At 71.0% G+C, this 24897-nt stretch carries 18 protein-coding genes and 1 pseudogene; 9 read left to right on the top strand and 10 right to left on the bottom strand.

Going from position 1 to position 24897, the window contains the following annotated elements:
- Nucleotides 1-1757 (bottom strand): alpha-amylase family glycosyl hydrolase (locus GU5_RS13590; protein WP_139084277.1); only part of this gene is annotated, 1757 nt, incomplete at its 3' end.
- 444 nt (nucleotides 1758-2201) lie between these two features.
- Between GU5_RS13590 and GU5_RS17825 the strand changes: the two genes are divergently transcribed.
- The 3 genes from GU5_RS17825 (at nucleotide 2202) to GU5_RS17750 (ending at nucleotide 6264) form a co-directional block, all read left to right on the top strand.
- Nucleotides 2202-2651: a DUF6504 family protein gene (locus GU5_RS17825; RefSeq protein ID WP_010523982.1), complete on the top strand. Its 450-nt coding sequence runs from the start codon at nucleotides 2202-2204 to the stop codon at nucleotides 2649-2651.
- Nucleotides 2652-2723: 72 nt separating this feature from the next.
- A complete protein-coding gene (locus tag GU5_RS17745; protein WP_255348831.1) occupies nucleotides 2724-4055 on the top strand; it encodes a PHP domain-containing protein in 1332 nt (443 codons plus the stop codon).
- Nucleotides 4036-6264 carry an OB-fold nucleic acid binding domain-containing protein gene (locus GU5_RS17750; protein ID WP_255348832.1) on the top strand — a complete coding sequence of 743 codons (2229 nt, stop codon included), beginning with the start codon at nucleotides 4036-4038 and terminating at the stop codon, nucleotides 6262-6264. Before GU5_RS17745 ends, GU5_RS17750 begins: the two co-directional genes overlap by 20 nt.
- Before the next feature lie 59 nt (nucleotides 6265-6323).
- On the opposite strand, the gene GU5_RS0102385 is transcribed toward GU5_RS17750, so the two are convergent.
- Complete coding sequence (locus tag GU5_RS0102385; protein ID WP_033227756.1) at nucleotides 6324-6713, bottom strand: DUF779 domain-containing protein; 390 nt, start codon at nucleotides 6711-6713, stop codon at nucleotides 6324-6326.
- 152 nt (nucleotides 6714-6865) lie between these two features.
- Nucleotides 6866-8389 carry an aldehyde dehydrogenase family protein gene (locus GU5_RS0102390; protein ID WP_010523984.1) on the bottom strand — a complete coding sequence of 508 codons (1524 nt, stop codon included), beginning with the start codon at nucleotides 8387-8389 and terminating at the stop codon, nucleotides 6866-6868.
- A gap of 284 nt (nucleotides 8390-8673) precedes the next feature.
- On the opposite strand from GU5_RS0102390, the gene GU5_RS13600 reads away from it, so the two are divergent.
- A complete protein-coding gene (locus GU5_RS13600; RefSeq protein WP_010523985.1) occupies nucleotides 8674-9879 on the top strand; it encodes a hypothetical protein in 1206 nt (401 codons plus the stop codon).
- Nucleotides 9880-10035: 156 nt separating this feature from the next.
- Complete coding sequence (gene adhP, locus GU5_RS0102400; RefSeq protein ID WP_010523986.1) at nucleotides 10036-11067, top strand: alcohol dehydrogenase AdhP; 1032 nt, start codon at nucleotides 10036-10038, stop codon at nucleotides 11065-11067.
- Nucleotides 11068-11136: 69 nt separating this feature from the next.
- Here the strand turns inward: adhP and GU5_RS0102405 are convergent, their stop codons facing one another.
- The 4 genes from GU5_RS0102405 to GU5_RS0102420 all read right to left on the bottom strand — a co-directional run bounded on the left by GU5_RS0102405 (nucleotide 11137) and on the right by GU5_RS0102420 (nucleotide 14922).
- A complete protein-coding gene (locus GU5_RS0102405) occupies nucleotides 11137-11535 on the bottom strand; it encodes a VOC family protein (protein WP_010523987.1) in 399 nt (132 codons plus the stop codon).
- Between the two features lie 74 nt (nucleotides 11536-11609).
- The gene (locus tag GU5_RS0102410; protein WP_010523988.1) at nucleotides 11610-12563 is read right to left on the bottom strand and encodes a heme o synthase; all 954 of its coding nucleotides are present in this window, start codon (nucleotides 12561-12563) and stop codon (nucleotides 11610-11612) included.
- Nucleotides 12564-12606: 43 nt separating this feature from the next.
- Nucleotides 12607-12750 (bottom strand): hypothetical protein, encoded by a 144-nt coding sequence (locus GU5_RS17180; protein WP_158217712.1) that lies wholly within the window; start codon nucleotides 12748-12750, stop codon nucleotides 12607-12609.
- Between the two features lie 90 nt (nucleotides 12751-12840).
- On the bottom strand, nucleotides 12841-14922 hold the full coding sequence (locus tag GU5_RS0102420; protein WP_010523989.1) for a type IIA DNA topoisomerase subunit B: 2082 nt from the start codon (nucleotides 14920-14922) through the stop codon (nucleotides 12841-12843).
- 286 nt (nucleotides 14923-15208) lie between these two features.
- On the opposite strand from GU5_RS0102420, the gene GU5_RS0102425 reads away from it, so the two are divergent.
- On the top strand, nucleotides 15209-15430 hold the full coding sequence (locus tag GU5_RS0102425) for a hypothetical protein (protein WP_010523990.1): 222 nt from the start codon (nucleotides 15209-15211) through the stop codon (nucleotides 15428-15430).
- A gap of 349 nt (nucleotides 15431-15779) precedes the next feature.
- Here the strand turns inward: GU5_RS0102425 and GU5_RS0102430 are convergent, their stop codons facing one another.
- From GU5_RS0102430 to GU5_RS13605, 3 genes are all read right to left on the bottom strand, one after another.
- Complete coding sequence (locus GU5_RS0102430) at nucleotides 15780-17243, bottom strand: RNA polymerase sigma factor (RefSeq protein ID WP_369750445.1); 1464 nt, start codon at nucleotides 17241-17243, stop codon at nucleotides 15780-15782.
- Nucleotides 17244-17658: 415 nt separating this feature from the next.
- Nucleotides 17659-19089 (bottom strand): DUF4192 domain-containing protein, encoded by a 1431-nt coding sequence (locus tag GU5_RS0102435; RefSeq protein ID WP_139084278.1) that lies wholly within the window; start codon nucleotides 19087-19089, stop codon nucleotides 17659-17661.
- A gap of 118 nt (nucleotides 19090-19207) precedes the next feature.
- A complete protein-coding gene (locus GU5_RS13605; protein WP_010523993.1) occupies nucleotides 19208-20569 on the bottom strand; it encodes a PAC2 family protein in 1362 nt (453 codons plus the stop codon).
- 245 nt (nucleotides 20570-20814) lie between these two features.
- Between GU5_RS13605 and GU5_RS15780 the strand changes: the two are divergent.
- From GU5_RS15780 to GU5_RS0102455, 3 genes and pseudogenes are all read left to right on the top strand, one after another.
- Nucleotides 20815-22400 (top strand): annotated as a pseudogene (locus tag GU5_RS15780) (leucyl aminopeptidase).
- A 241-nt stretch (nucleotides 22401-22641) separates the two neighbouring features.
- Nucleotides 22642-24021, top strand: a complete 1380-nt coding sequence (lpdA, locus tag GU5_RS0102450) for a dihydrolipoyl dehydrogenase (RefSeq protein WP_010523994.1) — start codon at nucleotides 22642-22644, stop codon at nucleotides 24019-24021.
- Between the two features lie 102 nt (nucleotides 24022-24123).
- Nucleotides 24124-24897 (top strand): biotin/lipoyl-containing protein (locus GU5_RS0102455; protein WP_010523995.1); only part of this gene is annotated, 774 nt, incomplete at its 3' end.

Consider the following 24897-nt stretch of genomic DNA (forward strand, 5'->3'; position numbering starts at 1 on the left):
AACCAGCCGGTGCAGGCGGGGGCCATCTCCTCACCGGGGGCCTCGGTCCAGGCGCCGTCGCCGACCTGGTAGTGCACATTGGCCGTGTCCCAGTCGGCGGCGTAGTACAGCGCGAGCTCCCGGGAGGTCTCCGTGGAGCCGTCGCCGGAGCCGTCGCCGCTGCCGGTGCCGGCGAGCGCATCGACGTGCAGCGCCAGCGCCGACGTCGGAGCCACGTGCCCGCTGACGGTGCCGTCGGCGGCGACGGTGAGCGTCTCGCCCGAGCAGCCCGAGGCGGTCGGGACGCCGGAGTAGACGTCGCAGTACTCGCCGGCGGGCAGCGAGGTCTGCCAGCTGGCGTCCAGGCCCGACGGCGCCCGGTTGATCGCCAGGAAGCCCTTCTCGCCGCGGCCGAAGGCCAGCGACTGCTCGCCGCCGGTCCAGGTGTCGGTGACCGGGGTGTCGCCGACGGCGTCGCGGAAGCCGACCATGCCGGTCACCTCGGTGCGCGCATGGGTGCAGGTCCACGGGCCCTCGCCGCAGACGGCGTCGACGACGCGACCGTCGGCGTCAGTGGGCGGGCCGGCGTCGTAGTCGTCGACGGAATAGCCGGAGAACACAGTGGGCTCGCCGTAGTCCCAGCCCAGGGTGAAGGCCTGGGCGAGCAGATGGACGTCGCCGTCGGCGGCGGTCAGCGTCTCGCCGTTGCGCTCGGTGTCGTGGTTCTCCACGAAGCTGCGGGCCTTCTCCGAGGGGATGAAGCCGTCCCAGTCCTCGCCGATGCCGCCGCCGGAGAGCAGCCAGTCGATCCGGCCGCCGCCGAAGGACTCCTTGAGCTTGCGGGCGTAGCTGAACTCGTGGACGTCGCCCAGGTCGGTGTACTCCTCGGGCTGGATCGGCTCGCCAGCGCCGCGGATGACCTCCTGGACGATGTCCTCGGCGGCGATGCCGTCGGTGCGCGAGAGAATGCCCTCCAGATCTGCGGCGGCGATGTGCTTGGCCGCGTCGATGCGGAAGCCGTCCACGCCCAGCGAGGAGAGGTCGTCCAGATAGTCGGCCAGGCGCGACTGGACGTAGTCGGCGCCGGTGTCCAGATCGGCCAGCCCGACCAGGTCGCATTCCTGGACCTCCCACCGGTCGGTGTAGTCCTGGACTTCGCAGCCGTAGTCGTGGAAGTCCGCGCGCGAGTACGTGCCCGGGTAGTCGTAGTGGGTGAATGCGCTGCCGGCCCAGCCGGTGCCCGACTCCTGACCGGCCATGTGATTGATGACGACGTCGGCGATCACCTCGACGCCGGCGTCGTGGCAGTTCTGTACCATCGCCGCGTAGTCGGCGCGGGTGCCCAGCCGGGATTCGAGCTGGTAGCTGACCGGCTGGTAGTGCACCCACCACTGGTCGCCGGTGATGTGCTCCTGCGGCGGGGAGGTCTGGACGGCGCCGTAGCCGGCGGGCCCGAGGGTCTGTTCGCAGGCGCGGGCCACCGAGTCCCAGGTCCACTGGAAGAGGAAGGCGGTGGTGTCGCCGGCGGCGTCGTCGGTCGCCGACACCGCCGACTGCGCCTGGCCGGGCACGCGCTCAGTGTGATGCGCCGACTGCTCGGCGGCGCGCTCGTCGCCGAGGCCGGGCACCGAGGCCTCCGCAGAGCTGATCCCCGGGGCCGCCGGGGCCAGCAGCGCACCGGCGAGCCCCAGGGCGCCGAGCGCCGGGGCTCCCCGATTCAGGAAGCGTTTCCATAGCCGTGGTGTGCGACGTGTCGAGGGGCGAGTGGATGTCGTCATAGCGTTCTGCTCCTGCAGTCGTGCGGCCACTCCGGCCGGTAATCCGGGGGTCCGCGTCACCGCCGAGCGATCGGCGGCCGCGTCGAGGCGACGCCTGAGGACTGAATCTATCCGGAATGTGACACAGATCGCAAGAGTTCATCTGGAAACGCTTCCACTCACGCGCCTGCCGCTTCTCCCCCAGCGATGGCCCCGCGGCTCGTGCGGGAATGCCGCGTCTTTCCCGCACGAGCCGCGGGGCCATCGCTGGGGCCCGTCGGTCGAGGTTGTGTCAGAGGAGGTCTCTAGGCTCGCCGTTGTATTCGAAACTATGTTCGATCTACGATGGTGAAGCACGAGACGGCGTCCTCTTCCCCGACGCGTCGCGGCTCGTCTTCTTCCCATCGACGACGAACACCACCGCTGTGCGCCCTGCCCGGGCGCCGGAGCACGGGAGGAGAGCCTGTGAGCACCACGTCGACCACCCCCGCCCTTCCCGGCGTCGCCCGTCTGGTCCCGCCGAAGACGGCCCGGGACCTCGCCGTCGCCCGCCGTCGAGCCGCCGACAGGGCCGACCGGCCGGAGGCGACGCCGCCGGCGTCCGCACCCGGCCCGCTGACCGAGGCGCTGGAGGTCGAGTGCGACGACGACGGCGCGCCGTGCCGGCTGTCCTGGCGGGACCGTCGGCACGTGGTCGTCGCCGAGCCGGTGCGCTGGTTCGAACGCCGACGCTGGTGGGACGAGGAGTCCCGCGTCGAGCGCGGTCGCGGCGCCGGTGTCGTCGATCATGAGATCTGGCGGCTGCAGGTCCGGCTGGAGGCCGCCGCCGGGGCCGAGACCCGCACGCTGGATCTGAGCCGGCACGTCGGCTCGGGCCGGTGGCGTCTGCTGCGAGTCCACGATGCCGCGGCCTGATCGGCGGCGCGGGGGCGCCCTCCCGGTCGTCGGCGAGCGCGGCGGGGTGCTACGCCGCGGAGAACTGCGCTGATGGAGAGCTTCGTGCATCTGGACGTGGCCACTGCGTTCAGCGCCCACTACGGCACCAGCTGGCCGCAGGACCTGGTGGATCTTGCCGCCGACGACGGCGCCGAGGCCGCCGCCTGCGTGGACCGCGACGGGCTCTACGGGGCGGTCAAGCATGTCGCCGCCTGCCGATCCCGCGGGATGGGTCCGATCCTGGGGACCAATCTGGCCGTGGTCGACGAGCGGGGCCTCTCCCGCGGACGCGTGGTGCTGCTGGCCGGTGGATCCGCGATCGGCTACGCCGCGCTCTGTCGTGCCGTCTCGGCGGCCCACGGCGCCGAGCTCGACACAGCTGCCGGCACACCTGCCGGCACAGCCGCCGCTGCGACCTCGCGGCTGGGGCTGCGTCGGCTGGTCGAGCTGGCCCGCGGCGAGGCCGACACCCGTCCCGCCGTCGAGGGCAGCGCCGGCAGCAGCGCCGGCAGCAGCGCTGACGGCTCCCCCGCGCTGGTGGTGCTGCTCGGTCCCGAGTCCGACGTCGGCCGCGCCGCCGCGGAGCGCCGCTACGCCGAGGCACGCCGGCTGCTGCGCGGCTGGCGGGCGCTGCTGGGTCCGCAGGCGCTGCGGGTGGAGGTCGTCTCGCATCTGGCCCCGCCCGGCGAGGCGCTGTCCACCGCCCATGCCGCCCGGATGCTGGGGCTGGCCGAGGATGTCGGCGTGGTCGCCGTGCTGACCAACATGGTCCGCTTCGCCCATCCCGACGAGGCGACCACCGCCGACGTGCTCGACGCCGTCCGCGTGCTCTCCAGCCTGCAGAGCACCGAGTCGCTGCAGCCCACCGGCCAGGGATGGCTGAAGCCGGCGGCGCAGATGCACCGGATCGCCGTCGAGATCACCACCAGCAGCGCCACGGCGCGCACCGATGCCGCCCGGCTGCTGGAGGACACTCGGGCGCTGGCCGCGCGCTGCGTGCTCGACCCCGAGGAGCATCTGAGCTTCGGCCGGCCGAAGATCCCCGAGCACGCGGTCCTCGGTCTGGGCCGCGGCGGGGCCAGTGCGGATCCGATGCGCGAGCTCGCCCAGCGCTGCCGCGCCGGACTCGGCGAGCGGTTCCCGCAGCTGGCCGACGGCGGAGCCCGCCGCGGCTCTGCGGCCGCCGAGGCGGTGCACCGGCGTCTGGATCAGGAGCTCTCGGTCATCGAGGATCTGGGCTTCGCCGGCTACTTCCTGACCGTCGCCGAGGTCGTCGCGATGGTCGAGCGGATGGGGGTGCGGGTCTCGGCCCGCGGCTCCGGGGCGGTCCTCGCTGGTCAACCATCTGCTGCGGATCAGCGCAGTGGATCCTATCGAGCATGACCTGGTCTTCGAGCGTTTCCTCTCGCGTCGGCGCTCGACGCTGCCGGACATCGACATCGACGTCGAGTCGGCCCGCCGCCACGAGGTCTACCACCGGATCGTCGAGCGCTTCGGCGGCGAGCGGACGACGCTGATGAGCATGCAGAACAGCTATCGGATCCGCGGGGCGGTCCGCGACGCCGGGCTGGCCCTGGGCATGGACGACGGCGAGATCGATGCGATCGCCGAGACGATGTGGCGCTTCCCCGCCGGGGAGTTCCGCGAGGCGCTGACCGAGAAGCCCGAGCTGCGCGCCCTGGCCGAGCGGCTGGAGACCGATCGGGCCGCCGGGCGGCGGCAGCTGGACCTGCTGGTCGATCTCACCGAGCGGCTGGACCGGCTGCCGCGCCACCTCTCCACCCACCCCTGCGGGATCATCCTGGGCGACCGGCGGCTGCCGGAGCTGACTCCGGTGCAGCCCTCCGGCGTCGACGGGCTGCCCATGAGCCAGTTCGACAAGCACGACATGGACCCGATGGGCTTCCTCAAGCTGGACGTGCTGGGCGTGCGGATGCAGTCGACCATCGCTCACACGCTGGAGGAGATCCGGCGGACCACCGGCGAGCGCATCGACCTGGAGACGATCGACCGCGACGACCCGGACACCTATCGGATGATCCGTTCGACGCACACGCTGGGCTGCTTCCAGATCGAGTCGCCCGGCCAGCGCGAGCTGGTGGGCAAGCTGATGCCCGAGTCGCTGACCGATCTGATCGTCGACATCTCGCTGTTCCGTCCCGGGCCGATGGGCTCGGGCATGGTCACCCCGTACCTGGAACGGCGGCACGGCTTCGAGTCCGTCCGCGTCCCGCATCCGGATCTGGCCCCGATCCTCGCCGAGACCCACGGGGTGACGATCTACCACGAGCAGGTGCTGCGCCTGCTGGACACGATGACCGGCTGCGGACTCGACCGCGCCGACGAGCTGCGCCGGGCGCTGGGCTCTGCCGAGCAGCCGCAGGTGGAGGAGTTCGTCCGGACCTGCGCCGCCCAGCGGGGCTACGAGGCGGGGGTGGTCGACGAGGTCTGGGAAGTCCTGGCCTCCTTCGGGTCCTTCGGCTTCTGCAAGGCCCACGGGGCGGCCTTCGCCGTGCCCACGGTCGAGTCGGCCTGGCTGAAGACCCACCACCCGGCGGCCTTCCTGACCGGACTCTTCGAGCATGACCCGGGGATGTATCCGCTGCGGCTGCTCGTCGCCGAGGCGCGCCGGCTCGGCGTGCCGCTGCTGGGCATGGACGTGAACCGCTCCACCGACCACTACCGGCTGGAGGAGCTGGAGGGCGACGACACCTCCGGGACCGACGACGGCGCCGCGGCCCGTCGAGGCTCCGGGCCTCGGCGGAGGCACGGCATCCGCATGGCGCTGACCAGTCTGAAAGGCATCAGCTCCGCCGAGATCGCCCGGATCGTCGCCGCCCGGCCCTTCGCCTCGCTGGCCGATCTGCGTCAGCGGGCCCGCCCGCGACGTCCCACGCTGCGGGCCCTGGCCCAGGTCGGCGCGCTGGACGCGCTGATGCCCGGCGGGACCGAGCGCCGTGGGGACCTGGTCTCCGCCGTCGCCGAGCAGACCCGTTCACCCCGGCCGGCCGCGGCCGCGCGCTCGGCCGGCCGGCAGGCCGCCGGCCAGCTGCCGCTGCCCTTCGCCGAGACTGACCTCGCCGGGCTGGACGCCGAGCATCCCGCTCCCGAGCGTCAGGAGGTGATCGCCGACGAGCTGCGACTGACCAGCGTCGACGTCACCGGCCACGTCATGGAGATCCATCACGAGACGCTGGAGCAGCTCGGAGTCACCCGGGCCGAGGATCTGCTGAGCCTGCGAAGCGGCTCGACAGTGCGGGTGGCCGGCATCCGGGTCGCCACCCAGACCCCGCCGATGGCCAGCGGCAGGCGGGTGGTGTTCATCAGCCTCGACGACGGCACCGGCTGCGCCGACGTCGCCTTCTTCGACGAGGCCCAGGGCAACACCGGCGAGATCCTGTTCACCGCCCAGCTGATGCTGGTCGAGGGCACGATCCGCCGCACCGGCCCCCGGGCGGTGAGCATCCAGGCGCTCGACGCCTGGGATCTGCGTCGCGAGGACCAGCTGGCCGCGCTGCGCCGTCGTCGGGTCCCCGAGCCGCCGCGGCGAGGACGAGGCCAGCAGGGGCGGGTGAACGCCTCGCCCCTATGACGACCCGCAGAACGTCTCGGCCTCGCAGCCACGCTCCCCGGCAGATTGCGCTCAGTGGGTCAGCCGCTGCGCACCGGCTGAAGCTCGGCGGCCTCCTCGTCGGTGAACAGCCGCGAGCGGATGATGAACCGGTGGCCGGTGGGCCCCTCGATGGAGAAGCCCGATCCCCTGCCCTCGGTCACATCGATGGTGATGCGGGTGTGCGACCAGTACTCGAACTGCGCCTTGGAGATCCACACCGGGATGGGCTCCGGCGTGCCGGCGTCGAGCTCGCCGAGCAGCACGTCGGCGCTGCCGGTGAGGAAGGTCCCCTGGGTGTAGCACATCGGCGCGGAGCCGTCGCAGCAGCCGCCGGACTGATGGAACATCAGGGCGGCGCCGTGCTCCTCGCGCAGCCGGCGCAGCAGTGCGGCGGCCCCCTCGGTCACGTCCACGCGGGCGACGGACATGGCGATCACTCCTTCTCTCCTCGATCCGGTCTGCGACCTGACATGCGACCTGACATGCGACCCCGTCGACGGCCGGAGGCCGTGCGGTCCGGGACGCCCTCGCCCCGGACCGCATGGCCCGCCGATCAGGTCCGTCCGCCCGGATTCGCCGATCAGAACAGTCCGGCCGGGCCCTCGGAGTAGCTGACCAGCAAGTTCTTCGTCTGCTGGTAGTGGTCCAGCATCATCGCGTGGTTCTCGCGACCGATGCCGGACTGCTTGTATCCGCCGAAGGCCGCATGCGCCGGGTACTGGTGGTAGCAGTTGGTCCACACTCGACCGGCCTGGATGGCCCTGCCGGCACGATAGGCGGTGTTCGCCTCGCGGGACCAGACCCCGGCGCCCAGTCCGTAGAGGGTGTCGTTGGCGATGGACATCGCGTCGTCGTAGCCGGAGAAGCCGGTCACCGAGACCACGGGACCGAAGATCTCCTCCTGGAAGATGCGCATCGAGTTGCTGCCGCGGAAGATCGTCGGCTGCACGTAGTAGCCGCCGGAGAGGTCTCCGCCGAGGTCGACCTGCTCGCCGCCGAGGACCACCTCCGCGCCCTCCTGCTTGCCGATGTCCAGGTAGGAGAGGATCTTCTGCAGCTGGTCGTTGCTGGCCTGGGCACCGACCATCGTCGCCGTGTCCAGCGGATCGCCCTGGATGACCTGCCGCGTGCGCTCGACGGCGTCGTCGAGGAAGTCGTCGATGATCGAGTCGTCGATCAGCGCGCGCGAGGGGCAGGTGCAGACCTCGCCCTGGTTCAGCGCGAACATCGTGAAGCCCTCGAGGGCCTTCTCGTAGTAGGAGTCCTTCTCCCGGGCGACGTCGGAGAAGAAGATGTTCGGGCTCTTGCCGCCCAGCTCCAGAGTCACCGGGATCAGGTTCTGCGAGGCGTACTGCATGATCAGCCGGCCGGTGGTGGTCTCGCCGGTGAAGGCGATCTTGCGGATGCGCGGGCTGGAGGCCAGCGGCGCGCCGGCCTCGGAGCCGAAGCCGTTGACCACGTTGAGCACTCCGGCGGGCACCAGGTCGGCGATCAGCTCGGCGAAGACCAGGATCGAGATCGGCGTCTGCTCGGCGGGCTTGAGCACCACTGCGTTGCCGGCGGCCAGCGCCGGAGCCAGCTTCCAGGTGGCCATCAGCAGCGGGAAGTTCCACGGGATGATCTGGCCGACCACGCCCAGCGGCTCGTGGAAGTGGTAAGCGACGGTGTCGCCGTCGATCTCGCTGATGCCGCCCTCCTGCGCCCGGATCGCGGAGGCGAAGTAGCGGAAGTGGTCCACCGCCAGCGGCAGGTCGGCGGCCAGGCATTCGCGCACCGGCTTGCCGTTGTCCCAGGTCTCGACGACGGCGAGGGTCTCCAGGTTCTCCTCGAGCCGGTCGGCGATGCGGCTGAGCACCAGCGCCCGCTCGGCGGCGGAGGCGGCGCCCCAGGCCGGCGCGGCGGCATGGGCGGCGTCCAGCGCGCGGTCGACGTCGGCGGCGGTGGACTGGGCGACCTCGGTATAGACCTGTCCGGTCACCGGAGTCGGATTCTCGAAGTAGCGTCCCTCGGCGGGCGGCGACCATTCCCCGCCGATCCAGTTGTCGTAGCGGCTCTGCAGGCTGATCAGGCTGCCGGGCGTGCCGGGCCGTGCGTAGACACTCATGATGGTCTCCTCTGCGGTGGGATCCGTGCTTCGACGTCCCGCACCACCGCCGACGACGCCCGAAGACGGCCGAAGGAGTGATGCGGATCACGTACAGCGCCACCCTAGCGACGCGGGCGTTGCACCGGCGTTGCACGACCGTCGACCGCGGCGCGCACCGGGCGCCCGACTCGCTCGGATCCTCGACCCCAGGGGTGTCGCCGCCGCTCACGACTGGTCTATGCTAAACCTGACCATCAGCGTGTGGCTGTGATCACACCTGCCGTCGCGCCTCAGGAGGGTCCATGGAGCACCAGGCCACTCCGGACGAGCCGCAGACCTGGTCCACGCTCCCGCCGCTGGTCCGCGAGTCATGGCGCCGATCAGCCGGCTACCTCGAGGATCCCGGCCGCGCCCTGCCGCTGGTGGACCTGGAGGGCAGCGCGCTCCACGCGCACCGCGCGGCCCACCCGCTGGCGCCGGTGCTGCCGCTGCTCGACCAGCTGCTCGTCCAGCCCGCCGCCGAAGCCGGCCTGATCACTGCAGTCGGCGACGTCGACGGCCATCTGCTCTGGGTCGACGGCGCACGACGGACCCTGCGCCGCGCCGAGACCAGCGCTTTCCAGCCGGGGGCCGACTGGTCCGAGCGAAGCATCGGCACCTCGGCCCCGGGCACGGCTCTGGCCACCGGCCGCGGCGTCCAGGTCGACCAGGCCCAGCATTTCGCCGTCGCCGCCCACCAGTTCTCCTGCTCGGCGTTGCCCGTCCACTGCCCGCACACCGGCGTGATGCTCGGCGTCGTCGACATCACCGGCGGCCGAGAGGCGGTGGCCACCCATTCTCTGCCGCTGATCCGCGCGGCCATCGCCGCCGCCGAGGCCGAGCTGCGCACACTGCCCGCTCGCGGCCGCGCGCCCCGATTGGACGCTCTGGGCCGGGACGCGGCCGCTCTGGGCATCGGGTCCTGCACCACGCGGCTGAGTCTGCGGCATGCCGAGCTGCTGGTGCTGCTGACCTGGCACGACGAGCACCGCCATCCCCAGGGAGCCGCCGGCCCGAGCGCGGCGACGCTGGCCGAGGAGCTCTTCGGCGAACCCGGCCACGAGGTCGCGCTGCGCGCCGAGCTCGTGCGACTGCGGCGCATGCTGGCCGACTCCTCGACCGCCCACGGGCTCGACCTGCTCTCCCGGCCCTACCGGCTGTCCGGGGCGATCACGCTCGACGCCGTCGAGGTCTCCCGGGCGCTGGCCGCCGGAGATCGTTCGAGGGCCCTGGATCTCTACGCCGGCGAGCTGCTGCCGGGCTCCGACGCCCCGGGCATCGTGCGTCTGCGTCGCACCGTCGCCGCCGAGCTGCGCGAAGCCGTCCTGCAGGACGGTTCGCCGGCGGAGATCTGGCGCTATCTGCAGCTGCCCGAGGCCGAGCACGACGATGCGGCGATCGTCGAGGCGCTGCGCACGCTCCCGTCCGATGCTCCGGAGCGGGCCCTGCTGGTCGCCCGGGCCGAGTAGACCCGGCCCTGACGACGTCGGGCGACGGCGTCAGGGCCCGGTGCCCACCGGGCTTTCCCGGACCGCCCCGACGGTCGCCGCCGCTGCAACACAGGTGCAACTCCGATGTGCGTAGCGTCATACATGCCATGCAGGACGACGAACTGAGGAGCATCGATGAGCACCATGACAGCAGCTGTCGTCGACGAGTTCGGCGCTGAACTCGCCGTGCGTGATTACGCCCTTCCTGAGCCGGGCCCCGGCCAGGCGCTGGTGCGGCTGGTCGCCTCGGGGGTCTGCCACACCGACCTCCACGCCGCCGAGGGTGACTGGCCCGTGCGGCCGACTCCGCCCTTCGTGCCCGGCCACGAAGGCGTAGGTGTCGTGGAGAAGATCGGTGAGGGCGTCACGGACGTCGCCGTCGGCCAGATGGTCGGCAATGCCTGGCTGTGGAGCGCCTGCGGCTCCTGCGAACACTGCCGCAGCGGCTGGGAGACGCTCTGTGAGGAGCAGGTCAACGGCGGCTACACCGTCGACGGGTCCTTCGGCGAATACATGATCGTCGACGCCCGCTTCGCCGCCGCCATCCCGGAGGGCACGGATCCCTACGAGGTCGCCCCGGTGCTCTGCGCCGGAGTGACCGTCTACAAGGGGCTCAAGCGCACCGGCGTGCGGCCCGGCCAGTGGGTGGTGATCTCGGGCATCGGCGGCCTCGGGCATCTGGCCGTGCAGTACGCCGTGGCGATGGGCATGCGGGTGATCGCCGTGGACATCGCCGCGGACAAGCTGCGCCTGGCCGCCGAGCACGGCGCCGAGATCACCGTCGACGCCTCGGCCGACGACCCGGCCGAGGAGATCCAGCGTCAGGTCGGCGGCTCGCACGGCGTGCTGGTCACCGCCGTCCACCCGGCGGCCTTCGGCCAGGCCATCGCCATGACCCGCCGCGGCGGGACCATCGTCTTCAACGGGCTGCCGCCCGGGGACTTCCCGGCCCCGATCTTCGACATCGTGCTCAAGGGTCTGACGATCCGCGGCTCGATCGTCGGCACCCGGCAGGACATGGTCGAGGCGCTGGAGATCTACTCCCGCGGCCAGATCCGTCCGACGATCTCCACCCGCTCGCTGACGGAGATCAACACCGTCTTCGACGAGATGCGCCGCGGCGCGATCGACGGGCGCGTGGTCATCGACTTCGGCGACGAACGCTGACGGCTCGACGCCCCGGACAGTTCAGTGCCCCGCGTCCGGCGACGCGGGGCACTGAACTGTCCGGGGCCGTCAGCGGGAGCGGCTGGAGAGCACGCAGAACTCGTTGCCCTCGGGATCGGCGAGGATCGTCCACGACGCATCCGCGGGCTGACCGACGTCGATGACCCGCGCGCCGCGCTCGACCAGGCGGGCGATCTCGCCGTCGCGGTCGTCGTCGGTGGACGGAGCCAGATCGAGGTGCAGCCGGTTCTTGTGCGTCTTCGACTGATCGGCCGGGACGAAGACCAGTCCTGGCGGCACATGGTGGAAGTCCAGGATCTCGGTGAACTGCGACGCCCACGGCGGGACGACGATCGCCTCGGCGTCGGTGTCGACGGCGACATCCCACTCCAGCGACTCAGCCCACCAGCGGGCGAGGCCGTGGTGGTCCGCGGCGTCCACGACGGTGGAGTACCAGCGCAGGGCCATGGTCCCTCCCCTCCTCCCCGGGCGCATCGCGGCGACTGACGCGAGCGAGGCGTCGCGGCGCCGGGGAGGCCAGATTAGCCCATCAGCGGCGAGCCGATGAAGGGATCCAGCGCCAGGCCGACGAAGAGCAGCGTCAGGTACATGATCGACAGGTGGAAGACCTTCATGGCCTTCTTGTCGGTCAGCGACTCGTCCTGCGCCTGGCGATGCAGCCTATGCGACTCGAGGATGAACCAGCCGCCCGAGACGGCCGCGAAGGCGGTGTAGGTGATGCCCGCCCAGCCCATCGGGATGAGCAGCAGCGAGCAGACCACTGTGGCCCAGGCGTAGAGCACCACCTGCACCGAGACGGTCCGCGCCGTGGCGACGGCGCCGAGCATCGGCACGTCGGCGGTCTGGTAGTCGGTGCGGTACTTCATCGACAGCGGCCAGTAGTGCGGCGGGGTCCAGAGGAAGATGATCAGGAAGAGCACCAGGGCCGGCCACTCGACCGTCTCGCGGACCGCCGCCCAGGCGATGAGCACCGGGAAGCAGCCGGCGATGCCGCCCCAGATGATGTTCTGCTCGGTGCGTCGTTTGAGGATCATCGTGTAGATGACCACGTAGAAGAACATCGCCGCGGCTCCGAGCGCCGCGGCCAGCAGATTCGCGCCGACCCAGAGGACGCCGATGGCCAGCGCCCCCAGCACCGAGGCGAAGACGCAGGCCTCGCGCGGGGTGAGCTCGCCGGTGACCAGCGGACGCTTCTTCGTCCGATTCATCAGCCGGTCCATGTCCCGATCGATGTAGCAGTTGAACGCCCCCGACGACCCGGCGGCGAAGGCTCCGCCGACCATGGTGGCCAGCACCAGGGTGAGGCTCGGGAGGCCGCGCTCGGCGAAGATCATCGTCGGCAGCGTGGTGACCAGCAGCAGCTCGATCACCCGCGGCTTGGTCAGCGCCCAGTACGCCGCGGCCTTGCGCCGCCACGGCGAGGGCGCGCCGCCGTCGGGGCGCGCCGCATCCGCGCCGTCGGGCGCACTGCTCACGGGTGCTGAAGTCTTCTGGGTCACGTCAGACGCTCACAATGGGTCAGGGCTCGATCAGGTGCCCGTCCAGTCTAGCGGTCTTCGGCGACTCGCCGGCGGTGATCAGGGTCTCGACGGCCGTCTGTTTCGACACGTTGTAGAACTTCGGCACTGCGGTGCCGTTCGCCCGCGCCCCTGCTGCGGACACTGCGACGGACCGACGGCGGTCGGGCGAGATGACGGGGCCGAATGTGAGCAGACCGATCTTCCCAGGGGCGCCGATGGACGCCGGCGCGTCTCAGACGTCGAGGCGCTCGAGGTCGAGCGCCTTGGACCCCTCGATGATGAAGTCCTTGCGCGGAGCGACCACTGACCCCATCAGCAGGTCGAAGACGCGCTCGGCGGCTTCGGCGTCCTCGATCCGGATGCGGCGCAGCGAGCGGCGCGCCGGATCCATGGTGGTCTCGGAGAGCTGATCGGCATCCATCTCGCCCAGACCCTTGTAGCGCTGGATGGGCTCCTTGTACCGCAGCCCCTTCGCCTCGAGGTCGGCGAGCATCGTGGTCAGCTCCGCCTCGGAGTAGGTGTAGTGCACCTCGTTGGCCTTGCGCCCGGGGTGGATCACCTCGACGCGATGCAGCGGCGGCACGGCGGCGAAGACCCTCCCCTCCTCGACCATCGGGCGCATGTAGCGGAAGAACAGCGTCAGCAGCAGCGTGCGGATGTGGGCGCCGTCGACGTCGGCGTCGGTCATCAGCACGACCTTGCCGTAGCGCGCCGCCTCGAGGTCGAAGGAGCGGCCCGAGCCGGCGCCGATGACCTGCAGCAGGGCCGCGCACTCGGCGTTGGAGAGCATGTCCGAGACCGAAGCCTTCTGGACGTTGAGGATCTTGCCGCGAATGGGCAGCAGCGCCTGGTAGTCCGAGGAGCGGGCCAGCTTCGCAGTGCCCAGCGCGGAGTCCCCCTCGACGATGAACAGCTCGGAGGCCTCGACGTCCTTGGAACGGCATTCGACCAGCTTCGCCGGCATGGAGGAGTTCTCCAGCGCGTTCTTCCGCCGCTGGGTCTCCTTGTGCATGCGGGCGGAGATGCGCGACTTCATCTCCGAGACGACCTTCTCCAGCACGGCGTTCGCCTGCTGCTTCTCGGTCCGCCTGGTGGCGGTGAGTCGCTGGTTCAGCTCCTTCTCCACGACCTTGGAGACGATCTGCTTCGCCGCCGGGGTGCCGAGGATCTCCTTGGTCTGGCCCTCGAACTGCGGCTCGGCGATCCGCACGGTGACCACTGCGGTCAGTCCGGCGAGCACGTCGTCCTTCTCCAGCTTGTCGTTGCCGGCCTTCAACTTCCGCGCGTTGTCGGCGACGACCTTGCGGAAGGTCTTCAACAGGGCCTGCTCGAAGCCCGACATATGCGTGCCGCCCTTCGGGGTGGCGATGATGTTGACGAAGCTGCGCACCGTCGAGTCATAGCCGGTCCCCCAGCGCAGCGCGATGTCGACCTCGCAGTCCCGCTGGACGTCCTGCATGTGGCTCTGCCCGTCGTCGCCGATCACCGGCACCCGCTCGGTGAAGCCTCCGTGGCCCTGGAAACGCCAGATGTCGGTGACCGGGGCGTCGCCGGCGAGGAAGTCGGCGAACTCACCGATGCCGCCGTCGTACTGGAAGACCTCCTCGACCGGCTCCTCGCCGCGCTCGTCGCGCACGGTGATGCGCAGGCCCGGCACCAGGAAGGCCGTCTGCCGCGCGCGGTTGGTCAGCTCCTCGTCGTCGAAGCGGGCGTCGGGGGTGAAGATGTGCCGATCCGCCCAGTACCGGATCGAGGTGCCGGTGACCCCGCGTCGGGCCTTGCCGACGACCTCGACGGGCGAGCCCTGCTCGGCGGGGCTGAACTCGGCGTCGGGGGACGGTCGGCTGCCGGCGAACGTGCCCGGCTCGCCCCGGCGGAAGGACATCTGGTGGACCTTGCCGCCGCGCGTCACCCGCGCGTCCAGTCGCGCGGACAGCGCATTGACCACCGAGGCGCCGACCCCGTGCAGGCCGCCGACGGCGTTGTAGGAGCCGCCGCCGAATTTTCCGCCGGCGTGCAGCTTGGTGAAGATGACCTCCAGCCCGGAGAGGCCGGTGCGCGGCTCGACGTCGACCGGGATGCCGCGACCGTCGTCGGAGACCTCCACCGAATCGTCCGGATGCAGCACCACCGAGATCGTCGAGGCGTGGCCGGCCAGCGCCTCGTCGACGGAGTTGTCGATGATCTCCCAGAGGCAGTGCATCAGGCCGCGCGAGTCGGTGGAGCCGATGTACATGCCGGGCCGCTTGCGCACGGCCTCGAGTCCCTCGAGCACCGAGAGGTGCCTGGCGTCGTACTCGGAGCGCTGGGCCACGGATCTCCTCCTGCGGGGGTCGTCGTCGAGGGTCGCGGGGCTCGCACAGGCGGCCGATCCGCCGGGGCCGTCCGCGACCGCACTGGTCACCACACTATCCGCCCGGCGAATCGCTGCGGCGGCGAAGCGCCGTCGACTCCCGGATCGAGGCCGGATCGTGACGCATCGCCCTGGTCGCGGTACGCGGACAGCGAAAGACCGGGGTTCCGGCGGGCGTGGAGCGAATGAATGGGCCGGGATCGTGGTTGTATGGGTAGTTACCACGTCACGTGAGGAGGCGAAGAGCATGACCGGCACGACTGGGACCCTCGAGGCTACGACCAACACCCTGACCGCCCTGGATCGCTGCGACCGTTGTGGTGCGCAGGCATACGTCCGCGCGGTCCTCTCCTCCGGCACCGGTGCGCTGCTCTTCTGCAACCACCATGCGCGCCAGGTGGAAGAGACCCTGCGTCCGAAGACCTCCGAATGGGTGGACGAGTCAGGGCGGCTGGCCGAGGCCGGCTGATCGACCAGGACTCGTCCTGACCGTGGGCCGACTCGACGGCCGCACGGATGACAGAAGGGGCATGGTCCGGAAGCGATTCCGGGCCATGCCCCTTCTTCTGTGTCGTCTCTGTCGTTGGGCGAGCTCCCCGATCGGGAGCTCTGCTCATCGCCCCCACCGGACGGACGGGTGCCGGAGGACGCCTGCCTCCGGGCTCCCGTCCACTGCCACGGTGAGGGATCGGGCCTGCTAAGCCGGGTGGGCGACGAGCCGCCGCCCACCCACGGACTGCGGCGCCGGAGGCGATGCCGTTCCCGAGCATGGTCAGGATCGGCGCCGTCCGGGCCGCGAGCGGGTCAGGCCGTCGAGATCAGTCCAGGTAGTCGCGCAGCACCTGCGAACGGCTGGGGTGCCGCAGCTTCGACATGGTCTTGGACTCGATCTGACGGATGCGCTCGCGGGTCACGCCGTAGACCTTGCCGATCTCGTCTAAAGTCTTCGGCTGGCCGTCGGTGAGCCCGAAGCGCATCGCGACGACGCCGGCCTCGCGCTCGGCCAGCGTGTCCAGCACGGAGTGCAGCTGCTCCTGGAGCAGCGTGAAGCTCACGGCGTCGGAGGGCACGACGGCCTCGGAGTCCTCGATCAGGTCTCCGAACTCGGAGTCGCCGTCCTCGCCCAGCGGAGTGTGCAACGAGATCGGCTCCCGGCCGTACTTCTGGACTTCGACGACCTTCTCGGGCGTCATGTCCAGCTCCTTGGCCAGCTCCTCCGGATCCGGCTCGCGGCCCAGGTCCTGCAGCATCTGGCGCTGCACGCGGGCCAGCTTGTTGATGACCTCGACCATGTGGACCGGGATGCGGATCGTGCGCGCCTGGTCGGCCATGGCACGCGTGATCGCCTGACGGATCCACCAGGTGGCGTAGGTCGAGAACTTGAAGCCCTTGGTGTAGTCGAACTTCTCCACCGCGCGGATGAGGCCGAGATTGCCCTCCTGGATGAGGTCCAGGAAGAGCATGCCCCGTCCGGTGTACCGCTTGGCCAGCGAGACGACCAGACGGAGGTTGGCCTCCAGCAGGTGGTTCTTGGCCCGCCGGCCGTCGGCGATCACCAGCTCCATGTCGCGGCGCAGGCGACGGTCGGTGATCTTCTCGTCCGCCATCTTGTGCTCGGCGTACAGTCCGGCCTCGATGCGCAGAGCGAGGTCGACCTCCTGCTCGGCGTTGAGCAGCGAGACCTTGCCGATCTGCTTCAGGTAGTCCTTGACCGGGTCGGCCGTGGCGCCGGCGGAGACGACCTGGACCGCCGGAGCGTCGTCGTCGTCCGCGTTGGAGATGACGAAGCCGCGGCCCTTGGTCTCCTCCTCCTCGGTCTCCTCGCCCTTGGCGGCCTTCTTGACGTTCTCGACGATGGCCTCGGCGTTGGACTCGTCGCCGGCCGCCGCGGCCACCTTCTTGGCGACCTCCTCCTCGTCGCCGTCCTCGAGGGCCTTGGCGACGGCCTCCTCCAGGGCCGCCGTCGGCGCGGCGGTCTTGTCCGCACCGTCGACCTCGGCGAGGATCTCGTCGACCGGGTCGGCGGCGGCACCCTCCTCGGAGGACGAGTCTCCGGCGGCGGACCCGTCGGACTCGGCGGTCGACTTCTTGGTGGTGGACTTCGACGCGGCGGACCGCGACTTCGTCGAACTCTTCTTCGCAGCCGAGCTCTTCGAGCGGGTGCTCGAGCTCGTGGCGGCGGCCGAGGCGTTCTCCTCCTCGGCCGCGGCTGCGTTCTCTTCAGTGGTCTGGGACGCAGTAGTGGGCACGATGACCTTCCGACTAGGACGTGTGAAGGCGATGGGCTGATTGGTGGTCAACACACCTATGACCCTGTCAAGGCCATCGTCGTGGACACGCGGTACGTGCAGCCGTCTCCGGGCCGAAGCGACGATCTCCGCCGCCGCGGGTCCCGGCACGCTGCCACGCATGCCCCGACGATGGTTTGCAGGGTCTCAGCACAGCACAACACAGGGTACCTGCTCGACATTCCCGTTCGTCGACATTCTTCGGGGCGATCTTCCTCGCATCGTCACCCTCCCCTGATCATCACGAGTCACAGAGACCGCCCGAGACGAGCTTCCGGCCCGCCGGTGCCGGGTTCAACGACGCGCGAAGCGCTGCTGTTCCCGGCCCGGTCGTCCCGGAGCCTGGCGTCGCGCTATCCGCCTCCCGCCCCCATCCTTCCTGCATCCTCCCCGCACGCCGCCAGCACCGTCATCCTGCGCTGTCTCCCCGGCCGTAGGACCAGCTGTGCTCCCGGACCCGGGCCCAGGGGCAGATGCCGCCGAGGGCCATCGCCCGTTCCAGCAGGTCCGCCAGGCCGTGTGCGGGCTCCAGCTCTCGACAACGGTCCAGGTACGCCCCAGCGACCGATCCCCTCCCCCTGGCCCATTCGATCCACCCGACCATGGCCAGGACTTCGGCGCGCACGTCGTCGTCGACGGCGTGGTGAAGCCGGCTCAGCAGCGTCTCGAGCGCATCGATCCGAGCCCAGTCCGGCCGACGCCCTGTGGCACCCAGGAACGCCGCCTCGAACTCGCCGACCAACGACACCAGCTGGGGCGGCGGGCCGGAGGGGCCCTCGAGCCTCTCCAGCGCCTCCCCGGGCGTCTCCCCGGGAGCCGCCGAACGGCTGACCCGCAGGCCGGCCAGCGCGGGGGCGACGCCGACCGCGGCCTGCACCAGCAGCGCGTCCCGCACCTGCCGGTCGGCGAGCGCGGACGCCGCGGCCGCCAGGTCCTCTCCGTGGTCGAGGTACCAGCGGTGCAGATCCTCGGGATCGTCGAGCCGACCGGCGAGCTCGTCGTCGAGGGAGCACTCCCAGACGGCGAGGGCATGTTCTGCTGAGTCCGGCCCGCCGGGTCCCGGCGGGCGGTCCGGGACGTGCGCGGCGACGGCATCGCGCTCCGCCGGCATCGGCCTGCGATCGTCCAGGAAGGCCTCGGTGATCTCGGTCGGGGTCCGCAGCGCCCTCCGACCGCGATAGACCATATGCGTGTTCAGCACGCTGTGGGCAGCCGTCTCGACATCCTGGCCCGGATACGGACAGCAGTCGGCGTCCGGACAGTGGTAGTCGCGGATGCTTCCGCCGCCGACGATCCAGGTCTGCACCACCGGCATTCGCCGCCGGGACATCTCCGCCTCCAGAGCTCCGCAGAGCGCGGCATGCGGTCGGAGCGCCTCGTCGCCGTTCATCGGCGGAGCGGGCGCCTCGTCGCCGAAGAACAGCACGACCGACCCGTCAGCTCCGGGGTCGGTCTCCGCGCCGCCCAGGCAGTCCGCCGCCCAGCGCGCGAGACGTCCGGGATCGTCGGCCGCGGCGGCGAGATCCACCCGAAGGTGCGCGCCGGTGGTCCCGCGGGTCAGGCCGATGATCACCAGCGAGTCTTCGGGCATGAAGCCCAGCGTGTGCTGGACCAGCGCGAGGGCGTCGCCCGGTTCCCCGATAGAGAGTCGGAGACGTTCCTCCGGCGGGCCTCTGAAATCGGCGGCCGCGTCGTCCTCTGCTCGGGGCTGCCCGGGACGCTTCTCATCAGGCCCCTCGACGCGCCCCTCACCGGGGGCCTCGCGGCCGACGGCCCCGACGGGGGAGTTCTGTACTGTGCTGTCTGCTGCGGCGCCGCGCGCCTCGGTGTCTCCATCCATGCCCACGACTCTGCGTCGTGGACGCCCCGACGAGCAGTCGAGAACTCCGGGATGTGGAGAGCACGGCGTGTCGGATGCCCTCGCCGGACTCCTGTGCAGGACTCCGGCGGTGCCCCGATCAACGCTCAGCGACCCTCGTCGCCCCGATCCGAGGGATCCCCATCCCCTTCGGGCGACCCTCCGCCTCCGATCCGATCGTCGCCGTCGCCCTCGTCTGGGGCGTCGGAGCCATCGGTGTCGTCGGCTCCGTCCTCCTCGATCGCCTCGAAGAGCTCGTCGCCGAGGACCTCATCGCCGAAGACCTCGTACCCGAAGACCTCGTCGCCGAAGAGCACCGGCAGCGCGCCGGCCCCGCCGACACTCGTCTCGTCGCCCGCATCGTCGGGACTGGCATCGGTGCTGGCATCCGCGCTGGCTTCGGTGCTGTCTCGGGGGCGGGACCGTCGGGCTCGCCGTCCGCCTCGCGACGCCGCGCCTCGTCGATCGCCGGGTCAGCAGGCCGGGTCGCCAGATACGCCTCGACGGCCTCACCCAGCTCCTCGGCGTCGGGCACCTCCTCGTCGCTCTTGACCAGCAGCGACCGCGGCGTCGAGGTGGCCTGGGCGTCGAAGCTGCGCTCCAGTCGATCGACCATGCCCTGCACCTCGCTGTTCTGTTCGACCTGGCGGCTGATGTCCTGCTCGACCATCCGGGCCGACTCGCGGAGATCGTCGGTGGGCAGCATCAGCTCCATGGCCGCTCCGGCGTACTCCAGCCCGGCCACAGCCACCTGCGGATACCGGCCGCCGGCCAGGTAATGAGGCACGTGCAGCGTGTAGCCGACGACCTCGCGTCCGCGTTCGGCCAGTCGCATCTCCAGCACTTGACTCAGACCGGCCTCGATCTGGGCGTTGGGGCTCCACGTGGAGATGCCGCTGATCAGGTCGTCCCGCGTGCCGTGGGCGGTCACGCCCAGCGCCCGGGTGTGCGGCACCGGCAGTCCCAGGGCGTCGACGAGCACCACCAGGCGCACGTCGAGCCGGTCCACCAGCTCCAGGACGGTCTCCGAGACCTGTTCCCAGCGGAAGTCGGGCTCGTCGCCGGTGAGCATCAGGAAGGGTCGGCCCAGCGAGTCGCGGACCTCGTAGAGGCTCAGCTCCGGGCCCTCGTAGTCGGAGAACCGCCCCTGCGAGAACGTCACCTGGGGCCGCCGCGACCGGTAGTCGTAGAGCTCGTCGACGGCGAAGCTCGCCAGCCGGCGATGCGGCAGGGTGCTCAGCAGCGTGCCCGAGAGCTGGTCGGACAGACTGCCGGCGTCGGTGTGGCCGCTCCACGTGACGAGCATCGACAGCGACTCCCGGTCGGCGACGGCGTCCCCGGGGACGAGATCGCCCTCGAGGACGTCCACCGCGTGTCCGGCCTCGGCCGCGGCGGTCCCGGCGTCCGAGCCGGCGGAGCGGTCGGAAGCGTGCACGTGCAGCAGATCCAGCGGATCGGTCACTTCGCGTTCTCCTTCTCCACGGACGGATGACGAGACGGTGCAACAGTCGCGTCAGCCCCGCAATTCCCGCCGCCGCGGCCGCGGGCTCCGCTCCTCCGGAGCCCGGCGACGGGATGCGTCCGCCATGGTCTCCGATAGGATCGACGACGAGGCCGCCGGGCGCAGCCGGCACCACAGAGCCGGCCCCGGCGGACGCAGATGACACACGACTCAAGGGCCCCCACAGGGGACCAGACGGGATTCACGTGATCGACGACTTCCACCCCACACTGTCAGCAGTCACCTCCTCGGTCGAGAAGGCCGACGCCGATGCGCTGGTGCTCGGCGTCGCCCAGGGCCCGCAGGGACCGATCCTGCTGCCGAACCCGCTCGCCGACGCGGCCGCGCAGAGCGTGGCCGACTCGCTCTCGGCCCTCGGCGCCACCGGGGCGGCCGACCAGCTGCTCCGCCTGCCCGGAGTCGACGGCTTCCGCAGCGAGACGCTGGTGCTCGTCGGCGTCGGTCGGCTCACCGGCGAGCCGACCGGCGGGGTGAGCCTGGAGGCCCTGCGCCGCGCCGCCGGCGCCGCAGTGCGCCAGCTGAGCTCGCTGGACTCGGTCGCCCTGGCCCTGCCGGCCGCGACCGTCGAGGAGGTCGGCGCCGTGGCCGAAGGTGCGGCGCTGGGCGCCTACACCTTCACCCACTTCCGCGGCGACGAGGAGGCCCGGTCGAAGACTGCGGTGGCCGACGTGCGCATCCTCACCGACCTGAAGGAGCGTCACGTCGCCGGCGTGCTGGACCGCGCCGCCGTCGTGGGTGCGGCCGTCCGCGCCACCCGCGACCTGGTCAACACTCCGCCGAGCCACCTCTACCCGGAGAGCTTCGCCGAGATCGCCGGCGACCTCTCGGCGCGCACCAAGGCCCCGGCCGCCGAGGGCACGCGGAAGAGCTCGAAGCTCAAGCTCACCGTCTGGGACGAGGACGGCCTCGCCGAGGAGGGCTTCGGCGGCCTGCTCGGCGTCGGCGCCGGCTCGGTCCGCGGCCCGCGCATGGTCCGCATGGAGCACGCCCCGTCCAAGCCGGTCGCCCACGTGGCGCTGGTCGGCAAGGGCATCACCTTCGACTCCGGCGGGCTCTCGCTGAAGCCCGGCAGCGCGATGACCACGATGAAGCTGGACATGGGCGGTGCGGCCACCGTCGCCGCCGTCATCCGCGCCGCGGCCGACCTCGACCTGCCGGTCAAGGTCACCGGCTGGCTGTGCCTGGCCGAGAACATGCCCTCCGGCAGCGCCCAGCGCCCCGAGGACGTCATCACCATCCACGGCGGCAAGACCGTCGAGGTGCTGAACACCGACGCCGAGGGTCGACTGGTCATGGCCGACGGTCTCGACGCGGCCTCCGCCGAGCAGCCCGACGCGCTCATCGACATCGCCACGCTGACCGGTGCGCAGATGATGCCCTCGGCGTGCGCACCTCGGGCGTGATGGGCGAGGAGAGCCTCCGCGGGCAGCTCGTCTCCTCCGCCGAGGCCAGCGGCGAGCAGCTGTGGCCGATGCCCATCCCCGAGGAGGCCCGCTCCGGGTTCGACTCCGAGATCGCGGACCTGACCAACCTCGGCGACCGCAACGGCGGCATGCTCGGCGCCGCGGCGTTCCTCCGCGAGTTCGTCGGCGACCGCGCCGACGCCGACGAGGACGCCCTGGATCCGGAGGCGAAGCGCATCCCCTGGGCCCACATCGACATCGCCGGGCCGGCCTTCAACGAGAAGTCCGCCTACGGCTACACCCCCGCCGGCGGCACCGGCGTCATGGCCCGGACGCTGATCAACTACCTGGAGAACCTGGGACGCTGAGCCCGGGCCTCGCCGTCGGTCGGTGCCGGGCCTCGCCGCGCAGCACCGACCGGCGGTGACCGGCACCTTCCGGACCCGGCGACCCCGTCCCGACGCCCGCCGGGTCCGGTGGAAGCCGCAGACGCATCAGCGATAGGCTGACGACAGCGCACGACGGGGCCCGTGCGGTCCGCATGCACGGGTCGCACGGCCCGACGCCACAACTGCAGACATCATCACGCGACCCAAGGGAGCAACGACCGTGGCCGACCAGCCTCAGGCACAGGAATTCGACGTACTCGTCCTCGGGGGAGGCAGCGCCGGCTATGCTGCCGCGCTGCGCTCGGTCCAGCACGGCCTCAGCGTCGGGCTGGTCGAGAAGTCCAAGCTCGGCGGCACCTGCCTGCACACCGGCTGCATCCCCACCAAGGCCTACCTGCACGCCGCGGAGCTCGCCGACGAGGCGCGGGAATCCGAGAAATACGGCGTCAAGACGTCCTTCGAGGGCATCGACATGGCCAAGGTGCGGGAGTACAAGGACGGCATCGTCGCCGGCAAGCACAAGGGCCTGACGGGTCTGCTGAAGATGCGCAAGGTCACCGTCGTCGAGGGCGAGGGCCGGCTGGTCTCCCCCACAGAGGTCGAGGTCGCCGGCACCCGCTACTCGGCTCAGCACATCGTGCTGGCGACCGGGTCGACGTCGAAGACGATGGGCCTGCCGCTCAGCGACAGGATCATCACCTCCACCGAGGCCCTGGAGCTGGACCGGGTGCCGCAGTCGGCCATCGTGCTCGGCGGCGGCGTCATCGGCAGCGAATTCGCCTCCGCCTGGACCTCCTACGGGACCGACGTGACGATCATCGAGGGCCTGCCCTCGCTGGTCCCGAACGAGGACCCGGCGATCATCAAACAGCTCGAGCGCAGCTTCAAGAAGCGCGGGATCTCCTTCAACACCGGCACCTTCTTCACCGACGTGACCGAGACGGCCGACGGTGTGAAGGTCACCCTGGAGGACGGCAAGACCTTCGAGGCCGAGATCTGCCTGGTCGCCGTCGGCCGCGGCCCGGTCACCGAGGGCCTCGGCTTCGAGGAGCAGGGCATCACGCTGGACCGCGGATTCGTCATCACCGACGAGCGGCTGCACACCGGCGTGGGGAACATCTACGCGATCGGCGACATCGTGCCCGGCCTGCAGCTGGCGCACCGCGGCTATCAGCAGGGCATCTTCGTCGCCGAGGAGATCGCCGGGAACTCCCCGATGGTCGTCGAGGACATCAACATCCCCAAGGTCACCTTCTCCGAGCCGGAGATCATGTCGGTCGGCTACACCCAGCCGAAGGCCGAGGAGGAGTTCGGCGCGGACCAGATCGAGGTCACCGAGTACAACCTCGCCGGCAACGGCAAGTCCTCCATCCTGGGCACCGCCGGCCTGATCAAGATGGTCGGGGTCAAGGGCGGGCCGATCGTCGGCGTCCACGGCATCGGCAGCCGCATCGGCGAGCAGATCGGCGAGGCCCAGCTCATCGTCAACTGGGAGGCCTACCCCGAGGACGTCGCCACGCTGGTCCATGCCCACCCGACCCAGAACGAAGCCATGGGCGAGGCCGCCATGGCCCTGTTCGGCCACCCGCTGCACGGCTGAGCGCCCTCGCCGGCCAGGCCGGCAGAAGAGTCAGCACACCCAGAGAATTCGCCCCGGTCGGCACGGCCGGCACACGCATTGCGAGAGTAGGAGTCGGACATCATGTCTGAGACCGTGAACCTTCCAGCCCTCGGTGAATCGGTCACCGAGGGCACTGTGACCCGTTGGCTCGTGGAGGTCGGTGAGCAGGTCGAGGTCGACCAGCCCATCGTCGAGGTCTCCACCGACAAGGTCGACACCGAGGTCCCCTCCCCGGCCGCCGGCACCGTCGAGGAGCTGCTGGTCGCCGAGGACGAGACCGTCGAGGTCGGCTCGCCGCTGATCACCATCGGCGACGGCGCCTCGTCCGGCGGGTCCGACGAAGGTTCCGACGCGGCCGCCGCCGAATCCGCCGCCGAGTCCGAGCCCGCCCCGGAGCCGGAGCAGCCGGCCCAGGAGTCGACGCCGGAGCCGGCTCGAGAGGAGCAGGCCGAGCAGTCCGCGGCGCCGGCCTCCGGAGGCGGCGACGGCGAGGAGGTCACCCTCCCGGCCCTGGGCGAGTCGGTCACCGAGGGCACCGTCACCCGGTGGCTCGTCGAGGTCGGCGACGAGGTCGACGTCGACCAGCCGTTGCTGGAGGTCTCCACCGACAAGGTGGACACCGAGGTGCCCTCCCCGGTGGCCGGCACGGTCCAGGAGCTGAAGGTCGGCGAGGACGAGACCGTCGAAGTCGGCTCGGTGCTGGCACTCGTCGGATCCGGAGCCGCGGCCTCGGCTCCGGCTGAGGAGAAGCCCGCCCCGCAGGCCCAGGAGCCCGCGGAGAAGGCCGAGCCGAAGCCTGCGGAGAAGCCGGCCGAGCAGGAGCCGCAGCCTGAGCCGGCCGCGGAGGAGCCGGCT

This window comes from Nesterenkonia sp. F (assembly GCF_000220985.1).
Lineage (GTDB): Bacteria > Actinomycetota > Actinomycetes > Actinomycetales > Micrococcaceae > Nesterenkonia.